This is a genomic window from Amphibacillus marinus (assembly GCF_900110345.1).
Classification (GTDB): domain Bacteria; phylum Bacillota; class Bacilli; order Bacillales; family Amphibacillaceae; genus Amphibacillus_D; species Amphibacillus_D marinus.
This window is the reverse complement of sequence record NZ_FODJ01000001.1, coordinates 1-20,035: the sequence shown is the minus strand read 5'-3', so window position 1 is coordinate 20,035 and position 20,035 is coordinate 1. Positions and strand designations below refer to the sequence as shown.

General features: G+C 38.0%; 23 protein-coding genes. 5 read left to right on the top strand and 18 right to left on the bottom strand.

The window, feature by feature from the left end:
• Positions 1-183: 183 nt before the first annotated feature.
• The 16 genes from scpB to BM000_RS00040 form a co-directional block, all read right to left on the bottom strand.
• Positions 184-765, bottom strand: a complete 582-nt coding sequence (gene scpB / locus BM000_RS00120) for an SMC-Scp complex subunit ScpB (RefSeq protein ID WP_091493337.1) — start codon at positions 763-765, stop codon at positions 184-186.
• A 6-nt stretch (positions 766-771) separates the two neighbouring features.
• Positions 772-1,509: a segregation/condensation protein A gene (locus tag BM000_RS00115; RefSeq protein ID WP_091493334.1), complete on the bottom strand. Its 738-nt coding sequence runs from the start codon at positions 1,507-1,509 to the stop codon at positions 772-774.
• A gap of 289 nt (positions 1,510-1,798) precedes the next feature.
• Positions 1,799-2,149 carry a GNAT family N-acetyltransferase gene (locus BM000_RS00110; RefSeq protein WP_091493331.1) on the bottom strand — a complete coding sequence of 117 codons (351 nt, stop codon included), beginning with the start codon at positions 2,147-2,149 and terminating at the stop codon, positions 1,799-1,801.
• 142 nt (positions 2,150-2,291) lie between these two features.
• A complete protein-coding gene (locus BM000_RS00105) occupies positions 2,292-2,726 on the bottom strand; it encodes a peptidylprolyl isomerase (protein ID WP_091493329.1) in 435 nt (144 codons plus the stop codon).
• A 15-nt stretch (positions 2,727-2,741) separates the two neighbouring features.
• The gene (lysA, locus tag BM000_RS00100) at positions 2,742-4,064 is read right to left on the bottom strand and encodes a diaminopimelate decarboxylase (protein ID WP_091494980.1); all 1,323 of its coding nucleotides are present in this window, start codon (positions 4,062-4,064) and stop codon (positions 2,742-2,744) included.
• 179 nt (positions 4,065-4,243) lie between these two features.
• Positions 4,244-5,707: a spore germination protein gene (locus BM000_RS00095; protein ID WP_091493326.1), complete on the bottom strand. Its 1,464-nt coding sequence runs from the start codon at positions 5,705-5,707 to the stop codon at positions 4,244-4,246.
• A 350-nt stretch (positions 5,708-6,057) separates the two neighbouring features.
• Complete coding sequence (gene sigF / locus BM000_RS00090; RefSeq protein ID WP_091493323.1) at positions 6,058-6,807, bottom strand: RNA polymerase sporulation sigma factor SigF; 750 nt, start codon at positions 6,805-6,807, stop codon at positions 6,058-6,060.
• A gap of 14 nt (positions 6,808-6,821) precedes the next feature.
• Entirely contained in the window at positions 6,822-7,262 is a 441-nt protein-coding gene (spoIIAB, locus tag BM000_RS00085; RefSeq protein WP_091493320.1) for an anti-sigma F factor, read from the bottom strand.
• Positions 7,259-7,612: an anti-sigma F factor antagonist gene (spoIIAA, locus tag BM000_RS00080; protein WP_091493318.1), complete on the bottom strand. Its 354-nt coding sequence runs from the start codon at positions 7,610-7,612 to the stop codon at positions 7,259-7,261. Before spoIIAA ends, spoIIAB begins: the two co-directional genes overlap by 4 nt.
• 205 nt (positions 7,613-7,817) lie before the next feature.
• A complete protein-coding gene (locus tag BM000_RS00075) occupies positions 7,818-8,981 on the bottom strand; it encodes a D-alanyl-D-alanine carboxypeptidase family protein (RefSeq protein ID WP_091493315.1) in 1,164 nt (387 codons plus the stop codon).
• Between the two features lie 113 nt (positions 8,982-9,094).
• Positions 9,095-9,982, bottom strand: a complete 888-nt coding sequence (xerD, locus tag BM000_RS00070; RefSeq protein ID WP_091493313.1) for a site-specific tyrosine recombinase XerD — start codon at positions 9,980-9,982, stop codon at positions 9,095-9,097.
• Positions 9,983-10,501: 519 nt separating this feature from the next.
• Positions 10,502-10,948, bottom strand: a complete 447-nt coding sequence (fur, locus tag BM000_RS00060) for a ferric iron uptake transcriptional regulator (protein WP_091493307.1) — start codon at positions 10,946-10,948, stop codon at positions 10,502-10,504.
• Positions 10,949-11,052: 104 nt separating this feature from the next.
• Positions 11,053-11,694, bottom strand: a complete 642-nt coding sequence (spoIIM, locus tag BM000_RS00055; RefSeq protein WP_091493305.1) for a stage II sporulation protein M — start codon at positions 11,692-11,694, stop codon at positions 11,053-11,055.
• Positions 11,695-11,890: 196 nt separating this feature from the next.
• The gene (locus BM000_RS00050; protein WP_091493302.1) at positions 11,891-13,057 is read right to left on the bottom strand and encodes an endonuclease Q family protein; all 1,167 of its coding nucleotides are present in this window, start codon (positions 13,055-13,057) and stop codon (positions 11,891-11,893) included.
• Between the two features lie 7 nt (positions 13,058-13,064).
• A complete protein-coding gene (locus BM000_RS00045; protein WP_091493299.1) occupies positions 13,065-13,607 on the bottom strand; it encodes an NUDIX hydrolase in 543 nt (180 codons plus the stop codon).
• A gap of 11 nt (positions 13,608-13,618) precedes the next feature.
• Entirely contained in the window at positions 13,619-13,834 is a 216-nt protein-coding gene (locus BM000_RS00040) for a DUF3886 domain-containing protein (RefSeq protein WP_091493298.1), read from the bottom strand.
• A 225-nt stretch (positions 13,835-14,059) separates the two neighbouring features.
• Between BM000_RS00040 and BM000_RS00035 the strand changes: the two genes are divergently transcribed.
• Genes BM000_RS00035 through rnz form a run of 3 tightly spaced genes read left to right on the top strand, consistent with a single transcriptional unit; the run spans position 14,060 to position 16,760 of the window.
• Positions 14,060-14,806: a glycerophosphodiester phosphodiesterase gene (locus tag BM000_RS00035; RefSeq protein ID WP_281245839.1), complete on the top strand. Its 747-nt coding sequence runs from the start codon at positions 14,060-14,062 to the stop codon at positions 14,804-14,806.
• A gap of 7 nt (positions 14,807-14,813) precedes the next feature.
• Positions 14,814-15,836 (top strand): NADPH dehydrogenase NamA, encoded by a 1,023-nt coding sequence (gene namA / locus BM000_RS00030; RefSeq protein ID WP_091493294.1) that lies wholly within the window; start codon positions 14,814-14,816, stop codon positions 15,834-15,836.
• A complete protein-coding gene (gene rnz / locus BM000_RS00025; protein ID WP_091493291.1) occupies positions 15,837-16,760 on the top strand; it encodes a ribonuclease Z in 924 nt (307 codons plus the stop codon).
• Positions 16,761-16,817: 57 nt separating this feature from the next.
• On the opposite strand, the gene BM000_RS00020 is transcribed toward rnz, so the two are convergent.
• The gene (locus BM000_RS00020; RefSeq protein ID WP_091493289.1) at positions 16,818-18,080 is read right to left on the bottom strand and encodes a DNA polymerase IV; all 1,263 of its coding nucleotides are present in this window, start codon (positions 18,078-18,080) and stop codon (positions 16,818-16,820) included.
• 83 nt (positions 18,081-18,163) lie between these two features.
• Positions 18,164-19,282: a M20/M25/M40 family metallo-hydrolase gene (locus tag BM000_RS00015; RefSeq protein ID WP_091493286.1), complete on the bottom strand. Its 1,119-nt coding sequence runs from the start codon at positions 19,280-19,282 to the stop codon at positions 18,164-18,166.
• Between the two features lie 183 nt (positions 19,283-19,465).
• On the opposite strand from BM000_RS00015, the gene BM000_RS00010 reads away from it, so the two are divergent.
• Together BM000_RS00010 and BM000_RS00005 are read left to right on the top strand one after the other, a co-directional pair.
• Positions 19,466-19,612 (top strand): DUF4044 domain-containing protein, encoded by a 147-nt coding sequence (locus BM000_RS00010; protein ID WP_091493285.1) that lies wholly within the window; start codon positions 19,466-19,468, stop codon positions 19,610-19,612.
• A 156-nt stretch (positions 19,613-19,768) separates the two neighbouring features.
• A partial coding sequence (locus BM000_RS00005) for a transposase (protein WP_143063867.1) occupies positions 19,769-20,035 on the top strand: 267 nt, incomplete at its 3' end.

Below are 20,035 nucleotides of genomic sequence, written 5' to 3'. Positions count from 1 at the left end.
TTCGAAGTTATGAGCAGCCACACCTAACTATTTATTGATCTCGCTTAAGGGTGTGTCAAGAAAACAATGTTATGCAAATTACAACACATAAAAAAATCGATTCCTTTGCAACTTTTAGGAACCGATTTTTTATGTGATTTCTTTAGATGAAACACTTTAAAAAAATTCACGACGTGCTAACGTTTAATGCTCTTCTTTGGTTAATTGGTTAAAAAACAAATCTGCTTCCTCAGTAATTTGGTCATCAATCAGTTGCTCTGTAAGCGGTGGAAGTTCTTCTATGGACCGCAAGCCAAAATAGGTTAAAAAATCAAGGCTTGTTTTAAACATCATTGGGCGACCAATCGTATCTTTGCGACCTGCCTCCTCAATTAAACCTCTTGATAATAACGTCTGAATCGGGCGATCACTTTTTACACCACGAATATCCTCTACTTCTGCTCGAGTAACCGGTTGATTATAAGCTACAATCGCTAGCGTTTCTAATCCTGCCTGTGATAATTTAGAAGTATGGGCACTCGTCATCAGCTTTTTAAAATATTCAGCATGCTCTGACTTTGAAGTTAAGAAAAAGTGCTTTTCTGACTCTAGTAATTGAAAGCCTCGATCAGTCCGCTCATAATCATAGGTTAATTCTTCTAAGATATGACGAACTGTATCCTGATCAATCTCAATAATGGTAGCCATTTGCTTAATTGTTAAGCCATCTGACCCTGATACAAATAACAATCCCTCCACAATTGCTTTATAATGCTTTAAATCCATTTTTAGCTACGACTCCCATCTATGTAAAACTAACCGATCGAATGTTCGATCTTGTTGACAGTATACTAAGCGTTCCTTCATAAGTTCTAGCATGGCCATAAAAGTTACCACAATATGCGTTTTCGATGGATAGGGAAACAAATCATCAAACGCGACACCTTTATCACTTTGCTCAACAATTAATAGGACCTGCTCCATCCGTTGTTTGATCGGTATTTCAACCCTTTCAATTGTTGTTTCCATTGGACGGTTCCATTTTTTTCGATTAAACACATTTTGCATGGCTGCTAACATATCGTATATTGAGCCACTGCCAGCAATAGGTTGAATAGAATCTTTTTGCTCAGCGGCGATTTTCTCTGGTGCTCTTGTATAGCTATTTTTCTCCTCACCTTCACGATCCTTCAGCTCTGTCGCTGCCTCTTTATATTTCCGATATTCAATCAACCTTGCAATTAATTCATCTCGAGGATCATTTTCGTCATAATCTGTATCCTCATCAAGTTCTTGGTTAGGTAGAAGCATTGCACTCTTGATGGCAAGTAGTGTCGCTGCCATGACTAAATACTCACTTGCCATATTAAGCTCCAACTGCTGCATGGTATGGATATATTGTAAGTATTGCGCCGTTATCGTTGAAACAGGAATGTTATAAATATCAATTTCATAACGATTAACTAAATGCAACAATAAATCAAGTGGCCCTTCAAAGCCATCAACACGCACATTATAAGACTCTATCATAATATCTTCTCCCTACCATTCAGTTCAAATTACTCTTCTCATTATATCACATAAATTTTCCAACCACATCGTTAGCAATAATTCCAGCTTACATTAGCAAGATAGTAGGCAGTCTTTCCGTATAACAATAAGTCAATTGAGCAAACAAGAGCACCTGACTACACGTAATACTATTGCTACCACCTTAATAGGTTTGGCACATAGTATCTCGCGTTTTCAGATGCTCGTTTAATAATTACAGATATGAAAAGCTTAACAATCACTTATTTAAAGCTTATATCATTAGGATTTACTGGCATTTTTTGAGAAATGGTTCAGTTATATGATTTGCCATGATGCTATAGTTGTCTTGGTAAATTGAACGTAGTTGACTAATCATTTTATGACCAATCCCCATATCTCGATGTGATGGATTAACAGTGATATGCTGAATAACAACTGACTGACTAGCATCATCAACTTCCACACCAATTGCAGCAAGAACGTCTTCCTCTTCCTTCCATAAGTAGAGCTGCCAATTTGGATTTTCCTCATATAACTTCATTGTAGCCTGAAGTTTTTTTACTTCTTTTTCATTTGGCATAAAAGACAACAAGCCCATTGCAATCTTTTCCATCGACTTCTTAAACCTTACTAACATGAATAACCCCTTACTAGATCATGTAACTGATCGTTTAAGTTTTTACTTAACCTATCTGGTAATAGAGAATGATCTCATACTTTCAATCCTATAGTTCGATAAGATTCATTATAGTCAAAAACTGATCGTTCTAGTCAAATGATTAATTGTTAATAACAACTTCTTCCATAACATCACCTTGTTTAATACGTAAGACGACATCCATTCCATCTGTAACTTGACCAAAGACAGTATGTACACCATCTAAGTGGGGCTGTGGTTCGTGAACAATAAAGAACTGGCTGCCACCGGTATCTTTTCCTGCATGAGCCATTGACAAGCTTCCAGCTACATGCTTGTGTGGATTACCTTCAGTCTCACATTTAATCGTATATCCAGGACCACCAGCACCAGTACCCGTTGGATCGCCACCTTGAGCTACAAAACCCGGAATAACGCGGTGAAAGCTCACACCGTTGTAAAAACCATCATTTGCTAGTTTTTCAAAATTTGCCACAGTCCCTGGTGCAGCATCTGCATATAATTCAATCGTGATTCTTTCTCCATTTTCAAATGTAATAACTGCTTCTTTTGTCATTTTTAAATTCCTCCATTATTCATAAGATAAATCATTACGAATGAGATCTTGGTAGGACTCTCTTCGCATGACCAGTTTATCGTGACCATTTTCTACAAAAACAACCGCTGCTTTCGGGAAACGATTGTAATGACTTGACATTGAATAGCCATAAGCTCCCGTACTAAACACTGCTAGTATATCACCAGGCTCAACTTCTGGCAATAACAGATCCCACAACAACATGTCACCTGACTCACAGCATTTACCAGCAACAGCTGTCTGATACGTTTTTTCTCTAGCAGCTTTATTTGCTAAGATAGCATCATACTTTGCTTGATACAATGCTGGGCGAATATTATCTGTCATCCCACCATCTATTGCGATATAGTTTCGCACATTAGGGATTTCTTTTTTTGAACCGACGGTATATAACGTTATGGCTGTATTACCAACAATTGCACGACCCGGCTCAATCCAAATCTCTGGGGAATTAAGCTTATAGTAGTGAGCTTGCTCTGTAATTTCTTTAACCAACACTTCAACATAGGATTCAAGCGCTAACGGCTCATCTTCCTTCGTATACCTTATCCCAAAACCACCACCTAGATTCAGAACGTCAGCCTGGTAGCCATAGCGCTCATGCCAGTTGGCCAACGTTTCAAATAACCGACGGATCGCCATCACAAAACCATCTGTTTCAAAAATTTGTGAACCAATGTGACAATGAAGGCCTTTAAGCTGAATTCTTGAATTTCTTTTAATTTGCTTAAAGGCTTCTTCCGCCTGACCATTAGCTAGATCAAAGCCAAACTTTGAATCTTCATTTCCAGTAAGGATATAATCATGAGTATGAGCCTCAATACCAGGTGTAACACGTAATAGCGCATGAATTGACCTGTCATGCTTTTGTAACAGCTCCTCAAGCAATTGGATTTCATGGAAGTTGTCAATCACAATACAACCAATATTATGCTCAATTGCCATTTCTAATTCAGCTACACTTTTGTTATTACCATGCATATGGACCTTGTCCATTGGAAAGTCAGCCTGAATAGCTGTATACAGTTCCCCTTGTGAAACAACATCAAGACTCAAGCCTTCCTGTTTGGCAACTTGAAGCATCGCAATTGAAGAAAAAGCCTTACTCGCATAAGCCACCTGGGCTGGTATATTTAATTCTTTAAAGCCATTGACAAAAGCCTTAGCATTTGCTCTAATTTGTTCTACATCATAAACAAATAGCGGTGTACCATATTTCTCTGCTAAGTAGGTCACGTCAATGCCACCAATTGTAAGGTGATCAAGATCATTAATCTCTACGTGCTGCTTCACCTTATTTCCCCCTTTATCAGCCATGCAACTATTCAAAAAAATAGCCCCATCGCATGAATAAGCCCACCCTAAAAAAAGGGCTAACAAAACATCTGTTATGGGCCATACGAAAGGGACATTATTTAGATAAATAATTGTCCTTTTTAATAGAATAGACTTAATTTATCATATAACTTAAGACTAAGCAACTAGTTGAGCCGATTTTACTTTAAGTTGCGTTTTGGATGAATGATACTTGGTCTTGATTCAGAAGAGGGAACACTATAGCGAACAAAAACTTGTTGAAATGCTTTTAAATTAAAGGGAATAAACGGCCACATGTAAGGCGTGTTTAATGACTTTGTTTTTGCTAACATTAAGATATATCCCGTTGATGAGATTACAAATCCGCTCAATCCAAAAGCAGCAGTTAAAATAACAATTGCAACACGAACAAGTTTGTTAGCTATACTTAGCTCGTAGCTTGGCGTAACATAGGATCCTATCGCTGATAAAGCCACATATAAAATAACTTCAGATGAAAATAAGCCTACTTCGATTGCAATATCACCAATTAAAATAGCGGCAATTAGCCCCATCGCAGTAGACAGTGGTGTTGGTGTGTGAATAGCTGCCATACGCAAGAATTCTATTCCAATATCAGCGAAGACAATTTGTAAAAATAACGGTATTGTTCCTTCTTCACTTGGACCGATAAAGGATAGTGCCTCTGGTAACAACTGACTTTCCAGCGAAAGTAAGTACCATAACGGCAGTAAGAAAATTGAAATTAAAATCCCAAGGAATCTTATCCATCTGATAAAAGTACCAACCGCCGGAGATTGCCGATACTCTTCAGCATGTTGCAAATGATGAAAAAATGTGGTCGGGGTAATAATCATACTTGGTGATGTATCAACCATAATGAGTACATGCCCCTCAAACAAATGATTTGATGCAACATCAGGGCGCTCGGTATAACGAACCAACGGAAACGGATTAAAACCTTGATGGACAATGTACTCTTCAATTGTTTTATCAGCCATCGATAAGCCATCGGTTTTTATCGTTTCTAGTTCCCGTCTAATTACTTTAATAAGTTGTTCATCGGCAATATCTTTAATATAAGAAATGCACACATCCGTTTTGGAACGATCACCAATCTGAAGAATTTCATTTCTTAAGCGTGGATCACGGACACGTCTACGCGTCAAAGCAGTATTTTCAATAATATTCTCCGTATAACCATCTCTTGAACCGCGAACAACTCGCTCAGTATCAGGCTCTTCTGGACTTCTTCCTGGATAAGTTCGAACATCAACAACCATTGCCTGATTATAGTCTTCAATGAAAATGACAATTAAACCGGAGAGGAGCTGTGTTACCGCAGATTCCATATCTTTTGTCTCTTCGAATTGTTGATGAACAAGTCTATTTTTGACAATTATCGGTAAAGCGACAGCTTCTGGTTCGTGATCATTAATCGCTATAAGCACTTTAAGTAACTCAACGATAATAGCTGAATCACACAGACCATTTAAATAATAAATGTGTACCCTTTGCTTCAACAATATAATTTCTCGGAAACCAACATCAAATGAGACACCTACACCGACATGCTCTTGCATAAAATGTTCAACTTGCCTAAGGTTACCAAAATTAATTTTAGCTGCTTTTTGTTTAAACATGCATTGACCATCCTTTATTTATCACTAGCTTTAGTATTGTTTAAATGAAATAATCTATACAGAGTAGATTTAAGGAAGTATTATCATGATATGAATAAGTTGCGCTTTTTTTAAAATACTCTATAGCGTATTAATAATTGTCATAAAATTACCTTTTTTCTTCACCCAACTAACAACATGATAAAAACTAGATGGTTTTATAAAAATAAACAATTAATCCACACAAACAGCTCAGCCAGCTTTTCTTTCTTAAAGAAAAGCTGGCTGAGCTGTTTGTAAATGTTTGCGCTATTCGACATGAAAAACGCACTAAAATTGTGCAAAACTAATTTATTCATATTTAGATAAGACTACATACTAATCTGGTTTTTCATATAAGCTAGAATCTTCTTTTCCAATCGTGACACCTGCACCTGAGAAATGCCAAGTCGACTGGCCACCTCTGATTGCGTTTGATCTTGATAATAACGCAGGTAAACAATAAGCTGTTCACGCGGCTCTAAATTCTTCATTGTTTCTTCAATTAAAAGTTTGTCAAACCAATGATCATCCTCTTTTGAGAGCTGATCAAGCAAAGTGATCGGGTCACCCTCATTTTCATAGACGGTTTCATGAATGGAATGAGGTTGCTTAATTGCCTCTTCTGCTTGGATAATGTCTTCAGTACTCATATCAAGCGCACAGGCTAATTCAGAAACCGTTGGTGATCTACCAAAGCTTTTTGACAATGCTTCTTTTTCTCTTCTAACTTTATGACCGAGTTCTTTAAGTGACCGACTGACTTTAATAGAACCATCATCACGGATAAAGCGTTGGATCTCCCCAATAATCATTGGGACAGCATAAGTTGAGAACTTAACCTGATATGACAGGTCAAACTTATCAATTGATTTTAATAACCCAATGCAACCGATCTGGAATAAATCTTCTTGATCATAACCTCTATTTAGAAAGCGTTGCACGACCGACCAAACTAAACGAACGTTTCTTTCAACCATGATATCTTTAGCATCTTGATCGCCAGCTTGACTTAATTGAATGTAACGCTTCATCGCTTCATCAGAAAGCGGCTCCTGCTTCTTTACTTGATTTAAGGACATCTCATTCACCCTCTCTAATGACAGAAGGAGCGGGTTGTCTGAAAGGTCTTTTCTAAAATGACCTTAGTACCTTGACCTAAAGAAGACTCCACTACAACCTTGTCCATAAAATTCTCCATAATCGTAAAGCCCATACCTGAGCGTTCAAGCTCTGGCTTTGATGTGTACAATGGCTGGATGGCCTTATTGACATTTTCAATACCAATACCTAAGTCCTCTATTGTAATTTTTACTTTATTCTCAATAATCTCAGCGGTTAAATAAACATCAAAATCTTCAGACTGTTCATAGCCATGGATAATTGCATTGGTAACAGCTTCTGAGACCACTGTTTTTATTTCAGTTAATTCGTCTAGCGTTGGATCAAGGGGAGCTAAAAATGCTGCAATTACAACTCTAGCAAATGATTCATTCACACTTTTACTTTTAAAAGATACATTCATGTGATTGGTCATGATGCCACCCCCAAATAGTGAAATGCTGCTTGTTCAGAATCTTCTAATCTCATAATTTTAAATAAGCCGGATAAATCAAATAATCGCTTAACTGCCGGTGAAATTGCACATACAACCATCTCTCCACCCGCTTGCTTAATTTCCTTGTAGCGACCCAAAATGACCCCAAGACCGGAGCTATCCATAAAGGTTAACTCTGCTAGATTAAGGATAATATTAGCTGGCTGCTTCGTGTTAATCTCCTCCTGCCAGATTGATTTAAGGGCATTAGTTTCATGATGATCCAATTCTCCAACAAGTCGAACTACTAAAACATTATTCTTGGTGTTAAAGCTGTGTGCTAAAGCCATGTTAACTACCTCCTAAGTTATTTACTCCCTGCCATTACGATTCGCTAAATAGTTGCTAAAAACCTGCTTGCCGACAAAACTAGAAGAAAATAGTGCTATTTCATGCTTATTTTCACTTAAAAGATTGCTTTTTAAAAAGAATTAAGCCAAAGTCACGAACTGCTCGTTCTTCGCAAGGACTTTGGCTTGTTAAACAATTTAAGGATTAATGCGCACCTTGACGGAGTAAACGGTTAGTAGAATCTTTAATTAACTGCCAGAAACTCGCCTTTTCAATAGCTACTTCACTAATTAAGACAATCTCATCAATCAGCTCACCATCTAAATGAATTTCCAGTTTTCCTAATTCTGTACCCGCCTCTATTGGTGCAACAAGCTCATCTTCCACTACCGTCTTCAGCTCAAGCTGTTCTAAATTTGTCCCCTTCTTGGTTACAATTGAGACTGCATCTTGTGTGATAGCAGCTAGCTTAGCAGCCTTACCCTTTAAGACATCAATTTCTGCAACAGCCTGATGACGGTCGTAAAGTTTCTTGTGATCAAATTGCGAGAAACCATAATCAAGTAATTTAGTAATAGCTGAATTTCTCAGCTTTGGTGATTCGGCCCCCATTACAACTGCAATAAGTCGCATATCATTTTTTTGGGCAGTTGCTGTTAAACAATATTTTGCTTCTTGGGTAAAGCCAGTTTTCAACCCATCTACTCCCGGATAGAATTTAACGAGCTTATTGGTATTAACAAGCCAAAACTCATTATCCGTTCCTTTTCGTAAGTAATCCTCATAAATGGAGGTATATTCTGTAATAAATGGGTAAGCCAATAAAGCTCGGGCAATCATAGCCATGTCATGAGCAGTTGAATAATGATTCTCCTCTGGTAAGCCTGTTGTATTAGAGAAATGCGTATTCGCAAGGTCTAACTCAACAACCTTATTATTCATTGCTTCTACGAATGCCTTCTCACTTCCATAAATGTGCTCAGCTAATGCAACACTGGCGTCATTAGCAGATCCTACTGCCACAGCCTTAAGAAGCTCATCTACAGTCATCTCCTCATTGGGCTCTAAATAAATTTGTGAGCCCCCCATCGATGCAGCAAACTCACTAATTCGCACTGTGTCAGCAAGGCTAATTTTTTGCTGCTCAATTGCATCAGCAATTAATAACAGGGTCATCATCTTCGTCATGCTAGCTGGTGGTAAGGTCGTATCTTTATTTTCCTCGTACAGCACTTTACCTGTATTTCGTTCAATTAATATGACACTTTTCGTGTCCAAATCAAGTTCATATTCAGTCTCTTGTGCAAAAGCACTTATGGGCTGTGTTGTGAAAATGAGTAACATTAATAAGATAATCGTCTTTTTCATCAAGTTTGACCTCCTCATTATCGGTACTCTCATTTTCTCCAATTCAAAGTATTTTTAAACATAAGAAAAACTGGTCAAAGTGACCAGTTTTATTAATAGGTTAACGACTTGGATTAAGCTCTTGGATGGTGCTTACTGTAAATCTCACGCAATCGTCTTTTTGAAACATGTGTGTAAATTTGCGTCGTTGAAATATCAGCATGACCAAGCATTTCTTGAACAGACCGTAAATCGGCTCCGTTCTCTAATAAATGCGTTGCAAACGAATGTCTTAGCATATGGGGACTAAGATTCTTTTTTACATCTTGTTCCTCGGCCACTCTTTTTAAAATTTTCCAAAAACCTTGTCTCGATAAAGGCTTACCATGATGATTAACAAATAATTGCTCTGTTAGCTGCTTCTTCACTAGCAAAGGACGGGACAGCTCTAAATATTGTTTGACTGCACTAGACGCTATATCACCTAGTGGAACAATCCGCTCTTTACTTCCCTTACCTAAGCACCTAATAAAACCCATCATTAGGTGTAAATCACTTAACGTTAAAGAAACAAGCTCAGTTACCCGTAAACCTGTTGCATACAGGGTTTCAACCATTGCCTTATTCCTAATAGAGAGCGGTTCATCCGTTTCGATATCAAGTAACCGGTCAACCTCCTCTGATGAGAGAAACTTCGGTAGCTTTGCAGTTTTCTTTGGTGTTTCAATATGTATACTTGGGTTTACTGCCGTTATTCGTTCATTTTGAAGAAATTGATGAAATAAACGAATAGAAGACAGGCTCCGAGCCAGCGTTGCCTGTGATACACCAGTATCATTCATATGATAGAGAAATTGCGTAATATCGCTTCTAGCAACTTCTGTCCACGAATCAATTGACCTTTGCTCAGTTAAATATGTTAAATACTTCTTTAAATCACGTTGATAGGATTGAAGTGTGTTAATTGATAGACCACGTTCAATCTTGATGTAGTGGACAAAGTCTTCTAATTCTAGACGCATAACTAGTCTCCTAAATGATTTATTTTAAAATACGATTCAAAAAAACTCACCTGATCAGCAGCTCTTCTAGGCGTTAATTCTCGAATTCTTAACTGATACTCGTTTTGAATCATACTAACACCGTAAGAAAATATAAATAAAGCAGTAAAGAATATAAGTAATAATTTAATACACTCCCAAACCATCCGCTTCAGACTTCGCATCCTCATCACCCTCTCAAAGACGTACCTTACTTTCTAATGTTAACAAAAAAATAAGCTACTATACTTATATTTTCTAAGTTAGGCAAATTAGTTGGGTTCTTCATCAAATAGCGTTGGTTAAACAAATGTTTGTATTGCTCCAGAAAATTTTGGGAAACTACCTTATCTACGCTATTTGGTATACAACCATTAGTCGAAAGAATACGAAAACTAGAAAATCCGAACTAAGCTGAGTCATTCAGTTTAAATTCGGATTAATTTGTTCATTTATGCTAATCAATGAGCAATCGGACACAAATTACATAATCATATTTAATTATTCCTTATTGTCTTGACATTTAACGCAAATACCATGAAAGGTTAGCCGGTGATCCTTTACCTGAAAGTTCCAATCACGCTCCACGACCTTCTCAACATCCTCCAGTAAATCCTCAATAATTTCTTCTACATTCCCACATTCCATACATACTAAGTGATGATGAAAATGTGTTGCACCTTCTTTTCGTAAATCATAACGTGATACACCATCACCAAAATTTATTTTATCAACAATCTTTAATTCGGAAAGTAACTCTAGTGTTCGATAAACAGTAGCAAGGCCAATTTCAGGTGCCTTCTCTTTAACAAGTAAGTATACATCTTCAGCACTTAAATGATCCTCTTCACGTTCTAGCAAAACTCTAACGGTAGCTTCACGTTGTGGAGTTAATTTATAGCTTTGAGAATGCAACTGCTTCTTAATACGTTCAATACGATGTTCCATAACGGAAACCTCCTTCACATTCTCAATTATAATCAGATCGTGAAAGGGTGTCAATTAAAATAATTATAATTTAAAAATCAATTGAAATATACAATTTGTAATCATTACAAATTAGTCACAGAACTGACATATTCAATTAAAAATGACGAAAAATACGCCTCAACTAAAGCTGCTAATAAACTAAAAGTTATTAAAATGACAAAGGCAACACCATATTGAGCAAAACCTTGCCAAGTGAATCTAGTCAGTCTTTTACTCATCAATCGCTTTAGTAGATATGAAGAAAAAATCATCGCAATTGATCCAGATAATATATAGAGTGGAATTAAGATTAGATTCTGCGGTAAAACGCCAGCACTTACAAACAATAAGCCCCTTAGACCATATTGATTAACAAAAAAACCGATTGAAAATCCGATAAAGGTACCTTTTATAAAAATCATCACCCATATGATCGGTAGACCTACAATCGTCAAACCAAGAATGAAGATAATTAGTAAAAATTGAAAATGAGAAAAGAAACTGGCTCTCAACAAATCACTATTTAGCAAAACACTCTGGCTATCAACTCGACTAAAATATTGATTTAGATAGAAAAGTAAATCTTGCTTTTGGGTAAAATGCATCGTTATTACAATCACTGCGCCAAAAATCAAGCCCATTACTAATAATATCATAATGAAAAAATAACTTAAGTAGTGTGTCTCAACATGTTTACTAATTTCCCTAGTATAATTCGGTCGCATGTCGCTCTCCTCCATCATAAATCTAGTAGTTCAAACCTAGTCAACCACTATAGTGCATTCTATGATATTGAAAAGTAAATAGAACCAGATCATATAATTACCCGTTTTCACAAATTTACTGACATGCGGCACTAACTATTTTAATTAATAACTTAGTAAATCATGCCATAGACGTTTAACCTGAGCATTATTTAGCTTATTCAGGAATTAAACGCCCATACAATCCTCCACCACCCTCTTTAATAATAAGATCGCCCTTTCTAATCCTGATGAGTCGCTGAGCTAACTCTTGTCCGACAACTTGGGCGAGTTGCTTGTATTCAACATTATGATAAACATTCATTTCAGTTCCAAATGATTGAATAAGTTTGTTATAAGTAACCTTACCGATACCATTTACGTACTCCAGCGGTACATGGTAATAATATGGTGGACGCATTATCTTAGCTTGATTATTAGCCAATTCGTCAATACGTTCCCTTACCCCTTTAATAATTTGGCTACTTTGGCAAGTGGCACATTTTGTTTGAGTAGCGCTTGGTTCACCACAATACTTGCAGACCGACTGGTAATACTTACCTAATTGAGGGTGCATACCATAGTTTGCGATAATAGCTCGCCCCTCCTCTCCCTTTAGAGCCAACTTCAACTCGTTAAACGTTTTAGCCTGTAATAGAAGCTGTTGATATTCTCTGCCAATCTTCCCTAATGAATGCGCATCTGAATTGGATAAGAATGGATAGCAGTTAATTTCAGTAATTGAAGCCGCCATATAGCTATCTGAACTCAATCCTAACTCGATCCCATCTATTAGCTCCGGCCTAAAAACTTCCCTCAAAGAAAACCGGACACCTCGACCATATAAACTTTTAAATGGTGTGAACACATGAGCCGGAATAAATAAGCCATCAAGCTGTTTAACCTTTGTTTGCAATTCCTTTCCCGCCACATAGACACGTTGTGAGCTTAAATTAATATTCTTTAACTGGTTTTTTAACCATTTAGTAAACAACTGCATTTTAGCCAAGGTTGGAAAATAGCAAAGCACGTGTATGGGTCCTTGACAATTGTGATCATAGATTTCTAGTTCGACCCCTAAAATTAAAGTGACATTCTCAAATTGAATGCCGCCATCCTTAAGCGGGAATGCTTGGTGAGCATCGATTAATTGCTCAAGCTCGCCTTGTACAGCTGGTACATGACAATCAATCACACCGATAATATCAATACCTTTCCGCTCACTTGCTTCAATTAAAATTTGCGTAAGGGTTAATGATTTTGAGCCTGTTATTTTGACTGGCTTATTATTTAAATCTCTCCCAATATGAATATGTAAATCGGCAAAATACGTATTGAGTTCCACGGTAAGCTTACCCCTGTCTTAATTTAAGAAATTGAATCGCATAAACCGTCTTGGCATCATGGACGCGTTGGTCATTTTGCAACTGTTCTAGCTCCTCTAAGCTCAATTCCAATACTTGAACAAACTCGTCTTCGTCAAGTGCTCTGCTTTCTTCTAATGGCTTCAGCTGATCAGTGAAATAGATGTATAACAATTCGTCAGCAAAGCCTGGTGACGTGTAAAATGAGCAAATATAATCAAGCTTATCAGTCGTATAACCGGTTTCCTCTTCAAGTTCTCTTAACGCCGTTACACTGTGATGTTCACCTGGTTCAAGCTTTCCAGCTGGTATCTCAATTATTTCTTTCTCCAATGGTTTTCGAAATTGATTAACGACAACGACTTTCTGCTCTGCTGTCAAGGCAATAACGGCTACTGCTCCCGGATGTTTAACTAACTCTCGTTTTGCTAATTGACCGTTAGGTAGAACAACGTCATCAACAGAAACATTGATAATTTTCCCCGAAAAAATTTCCTTACTAGCAACTGTTTTTTCTTCAAATTTACTCATCTTAATCACTCCTATTTAAATTTTTCCCACTCCATATTACTTTCATTTAATAATTGTTCAAACGTCTTGTGCCTATCCTGTTCACTCTTTCGGTTAATTTGAGCTAACCGTTCTCTTTCTTGATGATCACGCTCTGCTTGTCTAAGTCGTTCTTTCATTCCCTCTAAGGCCGTATATTTGGTTAGGCCTAGACGTTCTTTAGCTACCTGCTTTTCTTTTCTGTTCAAATTAATCCCCCTTATTACCCGCCCTGTAATAACAGAACCATTTATTATATTGGTAGCATTCGGTCTAGTGATTCAAAGTAAAACCCGTCTCGCTTGCTTAAACTAAATTAACGGTGCAAATAGCTACCGCATATTTAAACAACTTTTATTGTATAATTTACTTATATTATGCTACGATTTTGACAAGACTGCAAATGCTTAAATGCCGATAAGGAGGTTAAGTTTATCTCATCACTAATTATCGCCCACAGAGGCGCAAGCTTTTATTGTCCTGAAAATACAATGGCTGCCTTTGAAATGGCTTTTCAGCAGGGGGCTGATGGTATTGAAACAGACGTGCATCTGACCGCAGATAATATTCCGGTCATTATTCATGATGCTACCATTGATCGTGTTAGCAATTACTCTGGTAAAGTTCGCTCATACAGCTATGAAACATTAAAAACGATTGATATCGGATCATGGTTTAACCAAGACTACCAAAAAGAAACTATTTTATCTTTAGAGGACTTATTAAAATGGGCTAGGGATAAAAATTTATTGATTAATATTGAGTTAAAAACAAGTAAAGAATCCTATCCAGATATTGAAAGCATTGTTTATCAGCTTGTTTATCGCTACTCAATGCTTGATCGTGTTATTTTTTCATCATTTAATAAAGCTACCCTGCAACAATTCAAGGCAATTGATGCTCATTGTAAAATTGGCTTATTGCGCTCACGTTTTGATCAACAAGTTCTAATGGATGCCCAGCAACTAAAGGCGGATGGCATTCATTTAAAATATCACGCGATAAATCGCAAAATCGTTAAGGATATTCGCGCTGCGAACATGTATTTAGCTCCATATACAATCAATAAGAGCAAGCAGATGCGGCAATGCTTTAGCTACAACTGTGCTATGATTATTACAGATCGACCAAAGCTTGCCATTGAAAAACGTTATTTATATATGAATAATCGGGAGGATTAAGAAAAAGATGACTGTAAAATTATTTGAACCTATTACCTTTAAAAGCGTGACGTTACCAAACCGAATAGTGATGGCACCAATGTGCATGTTCTCTGTTGAGCAGGAAGATGGCCAAGTGACCCCTTTTCATATCACTCATTATGAAACACGTGCGGTTGGTCAGGTCGGCCTGGTTATGCTAGAAGCAACAGCTATCCTTCCCGAAGGACGTATTAAAACAACTGACCTTGGTATTTGGCATGACACCCATATTAACGGATTAAAAACAATAAATGCCCGGATTCATGCCCATCAAGTAAAAAGCGCTATTCAGCTTGCCCATGCTGGGCGCAAAGCTAGAACAGGTTCAGCTTGCTATGCTCCAAGTCAACTGGCGGCCAGTGACAGTGAACCAACACCCGTTGAAATGACAATAGCGGATATTCAGAAGGTTATTGATGCTTTTAAAGAAGGCGCAATTCGAGCTAAAGCAGCAGACTTTGATATTATTGAGCTCCATGCGGCACATGGCTACCTTATTAATCAATTCCTTTCACCGCTTGCTAACAAAAGAATAGATCATTATGGTGGTTCACGTGAAAATCGCTATCGATTTCTAAAAGAGATTATTGCGGCTGTTAAGACAGTGTGGCAGGGGCCTATTTTTGTTAGAATCTCAGCTGATGAATATGATGCTGAAGGAAATAGCATGGATGACTTCATCTACTTCTCTACAGAAATGAAGCAGCAAGGCATTGATTTAATAGATGTCAGTACTGGCGGCATTGCACAGCATGCCAAAATCGATGTTTTTCCTGGCTATCAGACTAAACATGCTGAAATCATCAAGCACCAAGCAAATATTGCAACAGGTGCAGTGGGACTAATAACTGAAGGTATTCAAGCTGAAGAAATTCTTAAAAATGAACGGGCAGATCTTATTTTTATCGGTAGAGCGTTGTTAAAAAACCCATACTGGGCTAAAGAAGCTGCTGATCAGCTCGAATACGAGTTAACTGCTCCACAACAATATATTAGAGGATGGCAATAGATGAAGATTGAATTTCTTGGTACGGGGGCAGGCTTACCGACAAAGCAACGTAACGTAAGTTCGCTTGCTTTAGATTTAACAGCTGAAATTGGTTCTGTATGGTTATTTGATTGTGGCGAAGGTACCCAGCATCAAATATTACGCACAACAATAAAGCCTAGAAGAATTGATAAGATCTTCATCACCCACCTTCATGGTGACCATATCAATGGTTTAGTGGGCTTGCTAAGCAGTCGCTCCTTTCAAAACGGTGAGTCATTGGTACAAATATATGGACCGAGTGGCATAAAGACATATGTCAACTGTCACTTAAGTCTAACCGGAACAAAATTAGCCTACCCCATTCAGTTTATTGAAGTTGAGGATCAAAGCTATTATGAAACAAAGCATTTCACAATCACTGTTAAAGAGCTTGAACATGGTTTAGCCTCCTTTGGTTATCGGATTTCCGAAAAAGCTAAACCGGGCCAACTACAAGTTGACAAGCTGTTAGCTCAGGGCATTAAACCAGGCCCTATCTATCAACAAATTAAAGAAAATGAACAAACGCAATTACCTGACGGACGATTACTAACAAGAGCGGATTTCCTCGGTGCTGCCAAACCTGGTAAAGAAATTTGTGTGTTAGGTGATACAAGGCATCCGCATAAATTTGCAGGGTTCGTATCCGATTGCGATTTACTCATCCATGAAGCAACCTTCTCTCACCTTGATGTTGCTCATGCGCACCAATTTTATCATAGTACTGCAACGGAAGTTGCCCTGTTAGCAAAACAAGCAAATGTAAAGCAGCTTATTCTGACGCACATCTCAGCTAGATATCAAGGGGATCAAATAAACAAGCTTGCAGATGAAGCACAGGCTATCTTTGCAAATACATTAATAGCTGAAGATTTGCTACAGGTTGATTTAACGAATCATTAGAACACACACTACTAGAAAAGCAACGCGCTATTGCAAATTATCGCAGCAGCTCGTTGCTTATTCTTTGTCGTTGCGAAAATCATCTAAAAAATCCTTCTGAAAGCTTGTTCGTGGCTGGTCATGTGCTACGTTTTTTTCGGTAAATTGATTAACAAACGGATTTTTCCCATAGCGCTCTGTTAGCTGCTTGATCACTTCATTAATCGCCTCATCACCAATTTGCTCTTGATAGCGAAATAAATCGAGCTGCTCAACAATCTGATTTCTCTCAATTAGGCCCTGAACAGTAACACCAAGCAGCCGAATCGGTCTCCCATCCCAGTGCTGATCAAATAAATCAGTAGCAACAGAAAATATATCCAGTTCTGTTGCTAAATATGCTGTTTGGGTTACACTTCTAGTGATGGTTCTCCGATCAAAATACCGAATCATTAGTTGAACAGTTTGGCCAACGACTTCTTTTCTAGTTAATCGCGTTGACACCTTACGAGCAAGCTTGCGTAATAACGATAAGATCACCGCTTCATCCGTTGTGTCCTCAGGTAAAGTCTCTGAATTTCCAATGCTTTTAAAATCATAAATTGCCTCTGGATCGACTGGGCTCATATCGTCGCCTTTTGCTCTTCTCTGAAGCCGCTCACCGTTTACACCCAATAAACGCTTTAATTGATAGGGGTCAGCTTGAACTAAATCACCGATGGTATTAACGCCAATACCATTAAGCTTTGTTCCCGTTTTTTGACCAATACCGTACATTTCAGCAACTTGTAACGGCCAAAGCTTTTCAGGTAAATCTCGTTTTCTTAGAACGGTAATCCCCATCGGTTTTTTCATATCGGAAGCCATTTTAGCTAGAAATTTATTAGGAGCTATCCCAATACTGCACGGCAAATCCAACTCATTTTTTATTCTAGTTTGCAGCTGGGTTGCAATTTCTAAAGGCGAACCTAGCGATTGGCATGAAGAAATATCCAAATAACCTTCATCAATTGAAACAGGCTGAACAAGTGAGGTGATTTCTGCCATCATTTTAAACATTTTACTAGAAGCAGCACGATAGCGATCAAAATTGGGTCTTAAAACAATTAGATCAGGACATAAGCGCTTTGCTTGCCACAACGGCATGGTCGTACGAACGCCTTTCGCTCTTGCTTCATAGCTACTTGTCACGATAATGCCACGCCTTTCTTCAGGATTACCAGCAATGGCCACTGGCTTACCCTTTAACGAAGGATCATGCGCTGCTTCAACTGACGCATAAAAACTATTCATGTCAACGTGAAAAATCACGCGACCATTCTTTGGATACCACTTTGACATCAGCAATACCTCCTATGGAACGCACGTTCTATAGTTAACAGCATATCACAACTTTAAAAAAATTACCGCATAATAATACTTACTTAGTTCTCGGTCACTTCCTCAATAATAGCTAAAACGAGTTCTGTTATATTTGCTAATTCAGCGATTGGCATCCGTTCATTCTTAGTATGAATGTCTTCATAACCAACAGCTAAATTAACCGTTGGAATACCGAAGCTAGCAATAACATTGGCATCACTGCCCCCACCACTCTGTTTAAGCTTACTTACCCGATTAATCTTGCCCGCTGCACGCTTCGCGATTTCAACAACTTCATCACCATCTTGCTGTTTATAGCCTGGATACATGACTTGTTGATCAATTTCAACCTCACCACCAAGCTCATTAGCTGCTTCGACAAAGGCTACCTCCATTCGTTTAACCTGTTGCTTAACTTTAGCCGGATCCAATGAACGTGCCTCAGCTAGGACTTCTACATAATCACAAACAATATTTGTTTTCTGTCCCCCTTCAAACCTACCAATATTTGCAGTTGTTTCCGAATCTATTCTGCCTAGAGGCATTTTAGCGATAGCCTTTGCTGCAATCGTAATAGCGGAAACGCCCTTTTCTGGGGCTACACCAGCATGAGCGGTTTGCCCTGTTACCTTAGCCAATAATTTAACTTGAGTAGGAGCGGCCACGATGATATCGCCCACATCCCCATCACTATCTAAGGCATAGCCAAGCTCTGCTTTAATTAATTCAGCTGATAAAGCTTTAGCCCCAACTAACCCTGATTCCTCTCCAACCGTAATAACAAATTGAATATCGCCATGCGGTTTTGCTTGCTCCTGCAACACTGTTATTGCTTCAATAATTGCCGCAATTCCAGCCTTGTCATCAGCACCTAAAATCGTCGTCCCATCGGAAACAACATAGCCATCCTCAATACGTGGCTTCACCCCGTTACCTGGTACAACAGTATCCATATGGGCAGTAAAGTAAATAGGCTTTGCTACTTGCTCGCCTTTTAAAGTACAAATTAAGTTACCTGCTCCATGACCTGTTTTCTCCTTTGCTTGATCTTCAACAACCTCTAAGCCTAACGCTGTCAGTCTCTCCTTCAAGACTGTAGCAATTCTTGACTCATCACCTGTTTCTGAATCAATTTGAACCCAATTAAGAAAATCATTAAGTAAACGTTCTTGATTAACCAAAAAAATTCCCCCTTGACTTATTAACTCTACTCAAGTGATTATAACATTTTTACCTACCTTATGACCATGTCATCCGTTAGTACCAGTAATAATCCTTGCTGTAAAGTAAATAAAACACTTGAATTACTCACCAATTAAAGCTAAAATGGAAGTGAATTTGGCCTGTAAAGGGAGGTAATTATTTTGGCAAAAACAAAGAAAAAACAACATCAGCAAACTGGACCACAACGTCCATCTAAGCGCGAAAAAAGACATAAGATGATTATTTATATCATGATTATTATCATGGTGGGTTCGGTAATAACAGGTGGACTAGCTGCTATTCTTTAAGTGTTTAGAACATAAAAAGACAAGAACATGCTTAAATAAAATAATGATAATCCAACAGAAAAAACAGCTCATTCTAGATGGAGAAATGATATGCTCCCCTATAAGTAGACAGATAAAAAAATAAAAAATCTGGCTGCTTATGGGGGAGTATTTATTATGTCCAAAAGATCTTATTCCGCAGAATTGAAATGCGAGATATTAAAAGCATTAGATGAAAATTATTCAGCATATGAACTAGGTTCAAAATATAACGTGTGCCCTTCAACGATTTTGGGCTGGAAACGCAAGTATGATAAATATGGTAAGGAAAGCCTAAAGGCGTCTACTACCTGGAAAAAGTATGCAAAGGCATTCAAGTTAGCTGCGATCAGAGATTGTCTGTCTGGGAAGTATTCTATACGTGAGGTTGCGAGATTGTATGAA

Bases quoted from the DNA above. Each gene is read 5' to 3' on its own strand.
- scpB (WP_091493337.1), bottom strand. From the start codon at position 765: ATGGATTTAAAGCATTATAAAGCAATTGTGGAGGGATTGTTATTTGTA.
- BM000_RS00115 (WP_091493334.1), bottom strand. From the start codon at position 1,509: ATGATAGAGTCTTATAATGTGCGTGTTGATGGCTTTGAAGGGCCACTT.
- BM000_RS00110 (WP_091493331.1), bottom strand. From the start codon at position 2,149: ATGTTAGTAAGGTTTAAGAAGTCGATGGAAAAGATTGCAATGGGCTTG.
- BM000_RS00105 (WP_091493329.1), bottom strand. From the start codon at position 2,726: ATGACAAAAGAAGCAGTTATTACATTTGAAAATGGAGAAAGAATCACG.
- lysA (WP_091494980.1), bottom strand. From the start codon at position 4,064: ATGGCTGATAAAGGGGGAAATAAGGTGAAGCAGCACGTAGAGATTAAT.
- BM000_RS00095 (WP_091493326.1), bottom strand. From the start codon at position 5,707: ATGTTTAAACAAAAAGCAGCTAAAATTAATTTTGGTAACCTTAGGCAA.
- sigF (WP_091493323.1), bottom strand. From the start codon at position 6,807: ATGTCCTTAAATCAAGTAAAGAAGCAGGAGCCGCTTTCTGATGAAGCG.
- spoIIAB (WP_091493320.1), bottom strand. From the start codon at position 7,262: ATGACCAATCACATGAATGTATCTTTTAAAAGTAAAAGTGTGAATGAA.
- spoIIAA (WP_091493318.1), bottom strand. From the start codon at position 7,612: ATGGCTTTAGCACACAGCTTTAACACCAAGAATAATGTTTTAGTAGTT.
- BM000_RS00075 (WP_091493315.1), bottom strand. From the start codon at position 8,981: ATGAAAAAGACGATTATCTTATTAATGTTACTCATTTTCACAACACAG.
- xerD (WP_091493313.1), bottom strand. From the start codon at position 9,982: ATGCGTCTAGAATTAGAAGACTTTGTCCACTACATCAAGATTGAACGT.
- fur (WP_091493307.1), bottom strand. From the start codon at position 10,948: ATGGAACATCGTATTGAACGTATTAAGAAGCAGTTGCATTCTCAAAGC.
- spoIIM (WP_091493305.1), bottom strand. From the start codon at position 11,694: ATGCGACCGAATTATACTAGGGAAATTAGTAAACATGTTGAGACACAC.
- BM000_RS00045 (WP_091493299.1), bottom strand. From the start codon at position 13,607: ATGAGTAAATTTGAAGAAAAAACAGTTGCTAGTAAGGAAATTTTTTCG.
- namA (WP_091493294.1), top strand. From the start codon at position 14,814: ATGACTGTAAAATTATTTGAACCTATTACCTTTAAAAGCGTGACGTTA.
- rnz (WP_091493291.1), top strand. From the start codon at position 15,837: ATGAAGATTGAATTTCTTGGTACGGGGGCAGGCTTACCGACAAAGCAA.
- BM000_RS00020 (WP_091493289.1), bottom strand. From the start codon at position 18,080: ATGTCAAAGTGGTATCCAAAGAATGGTCGCGTGATTTTTCACGTTGAC.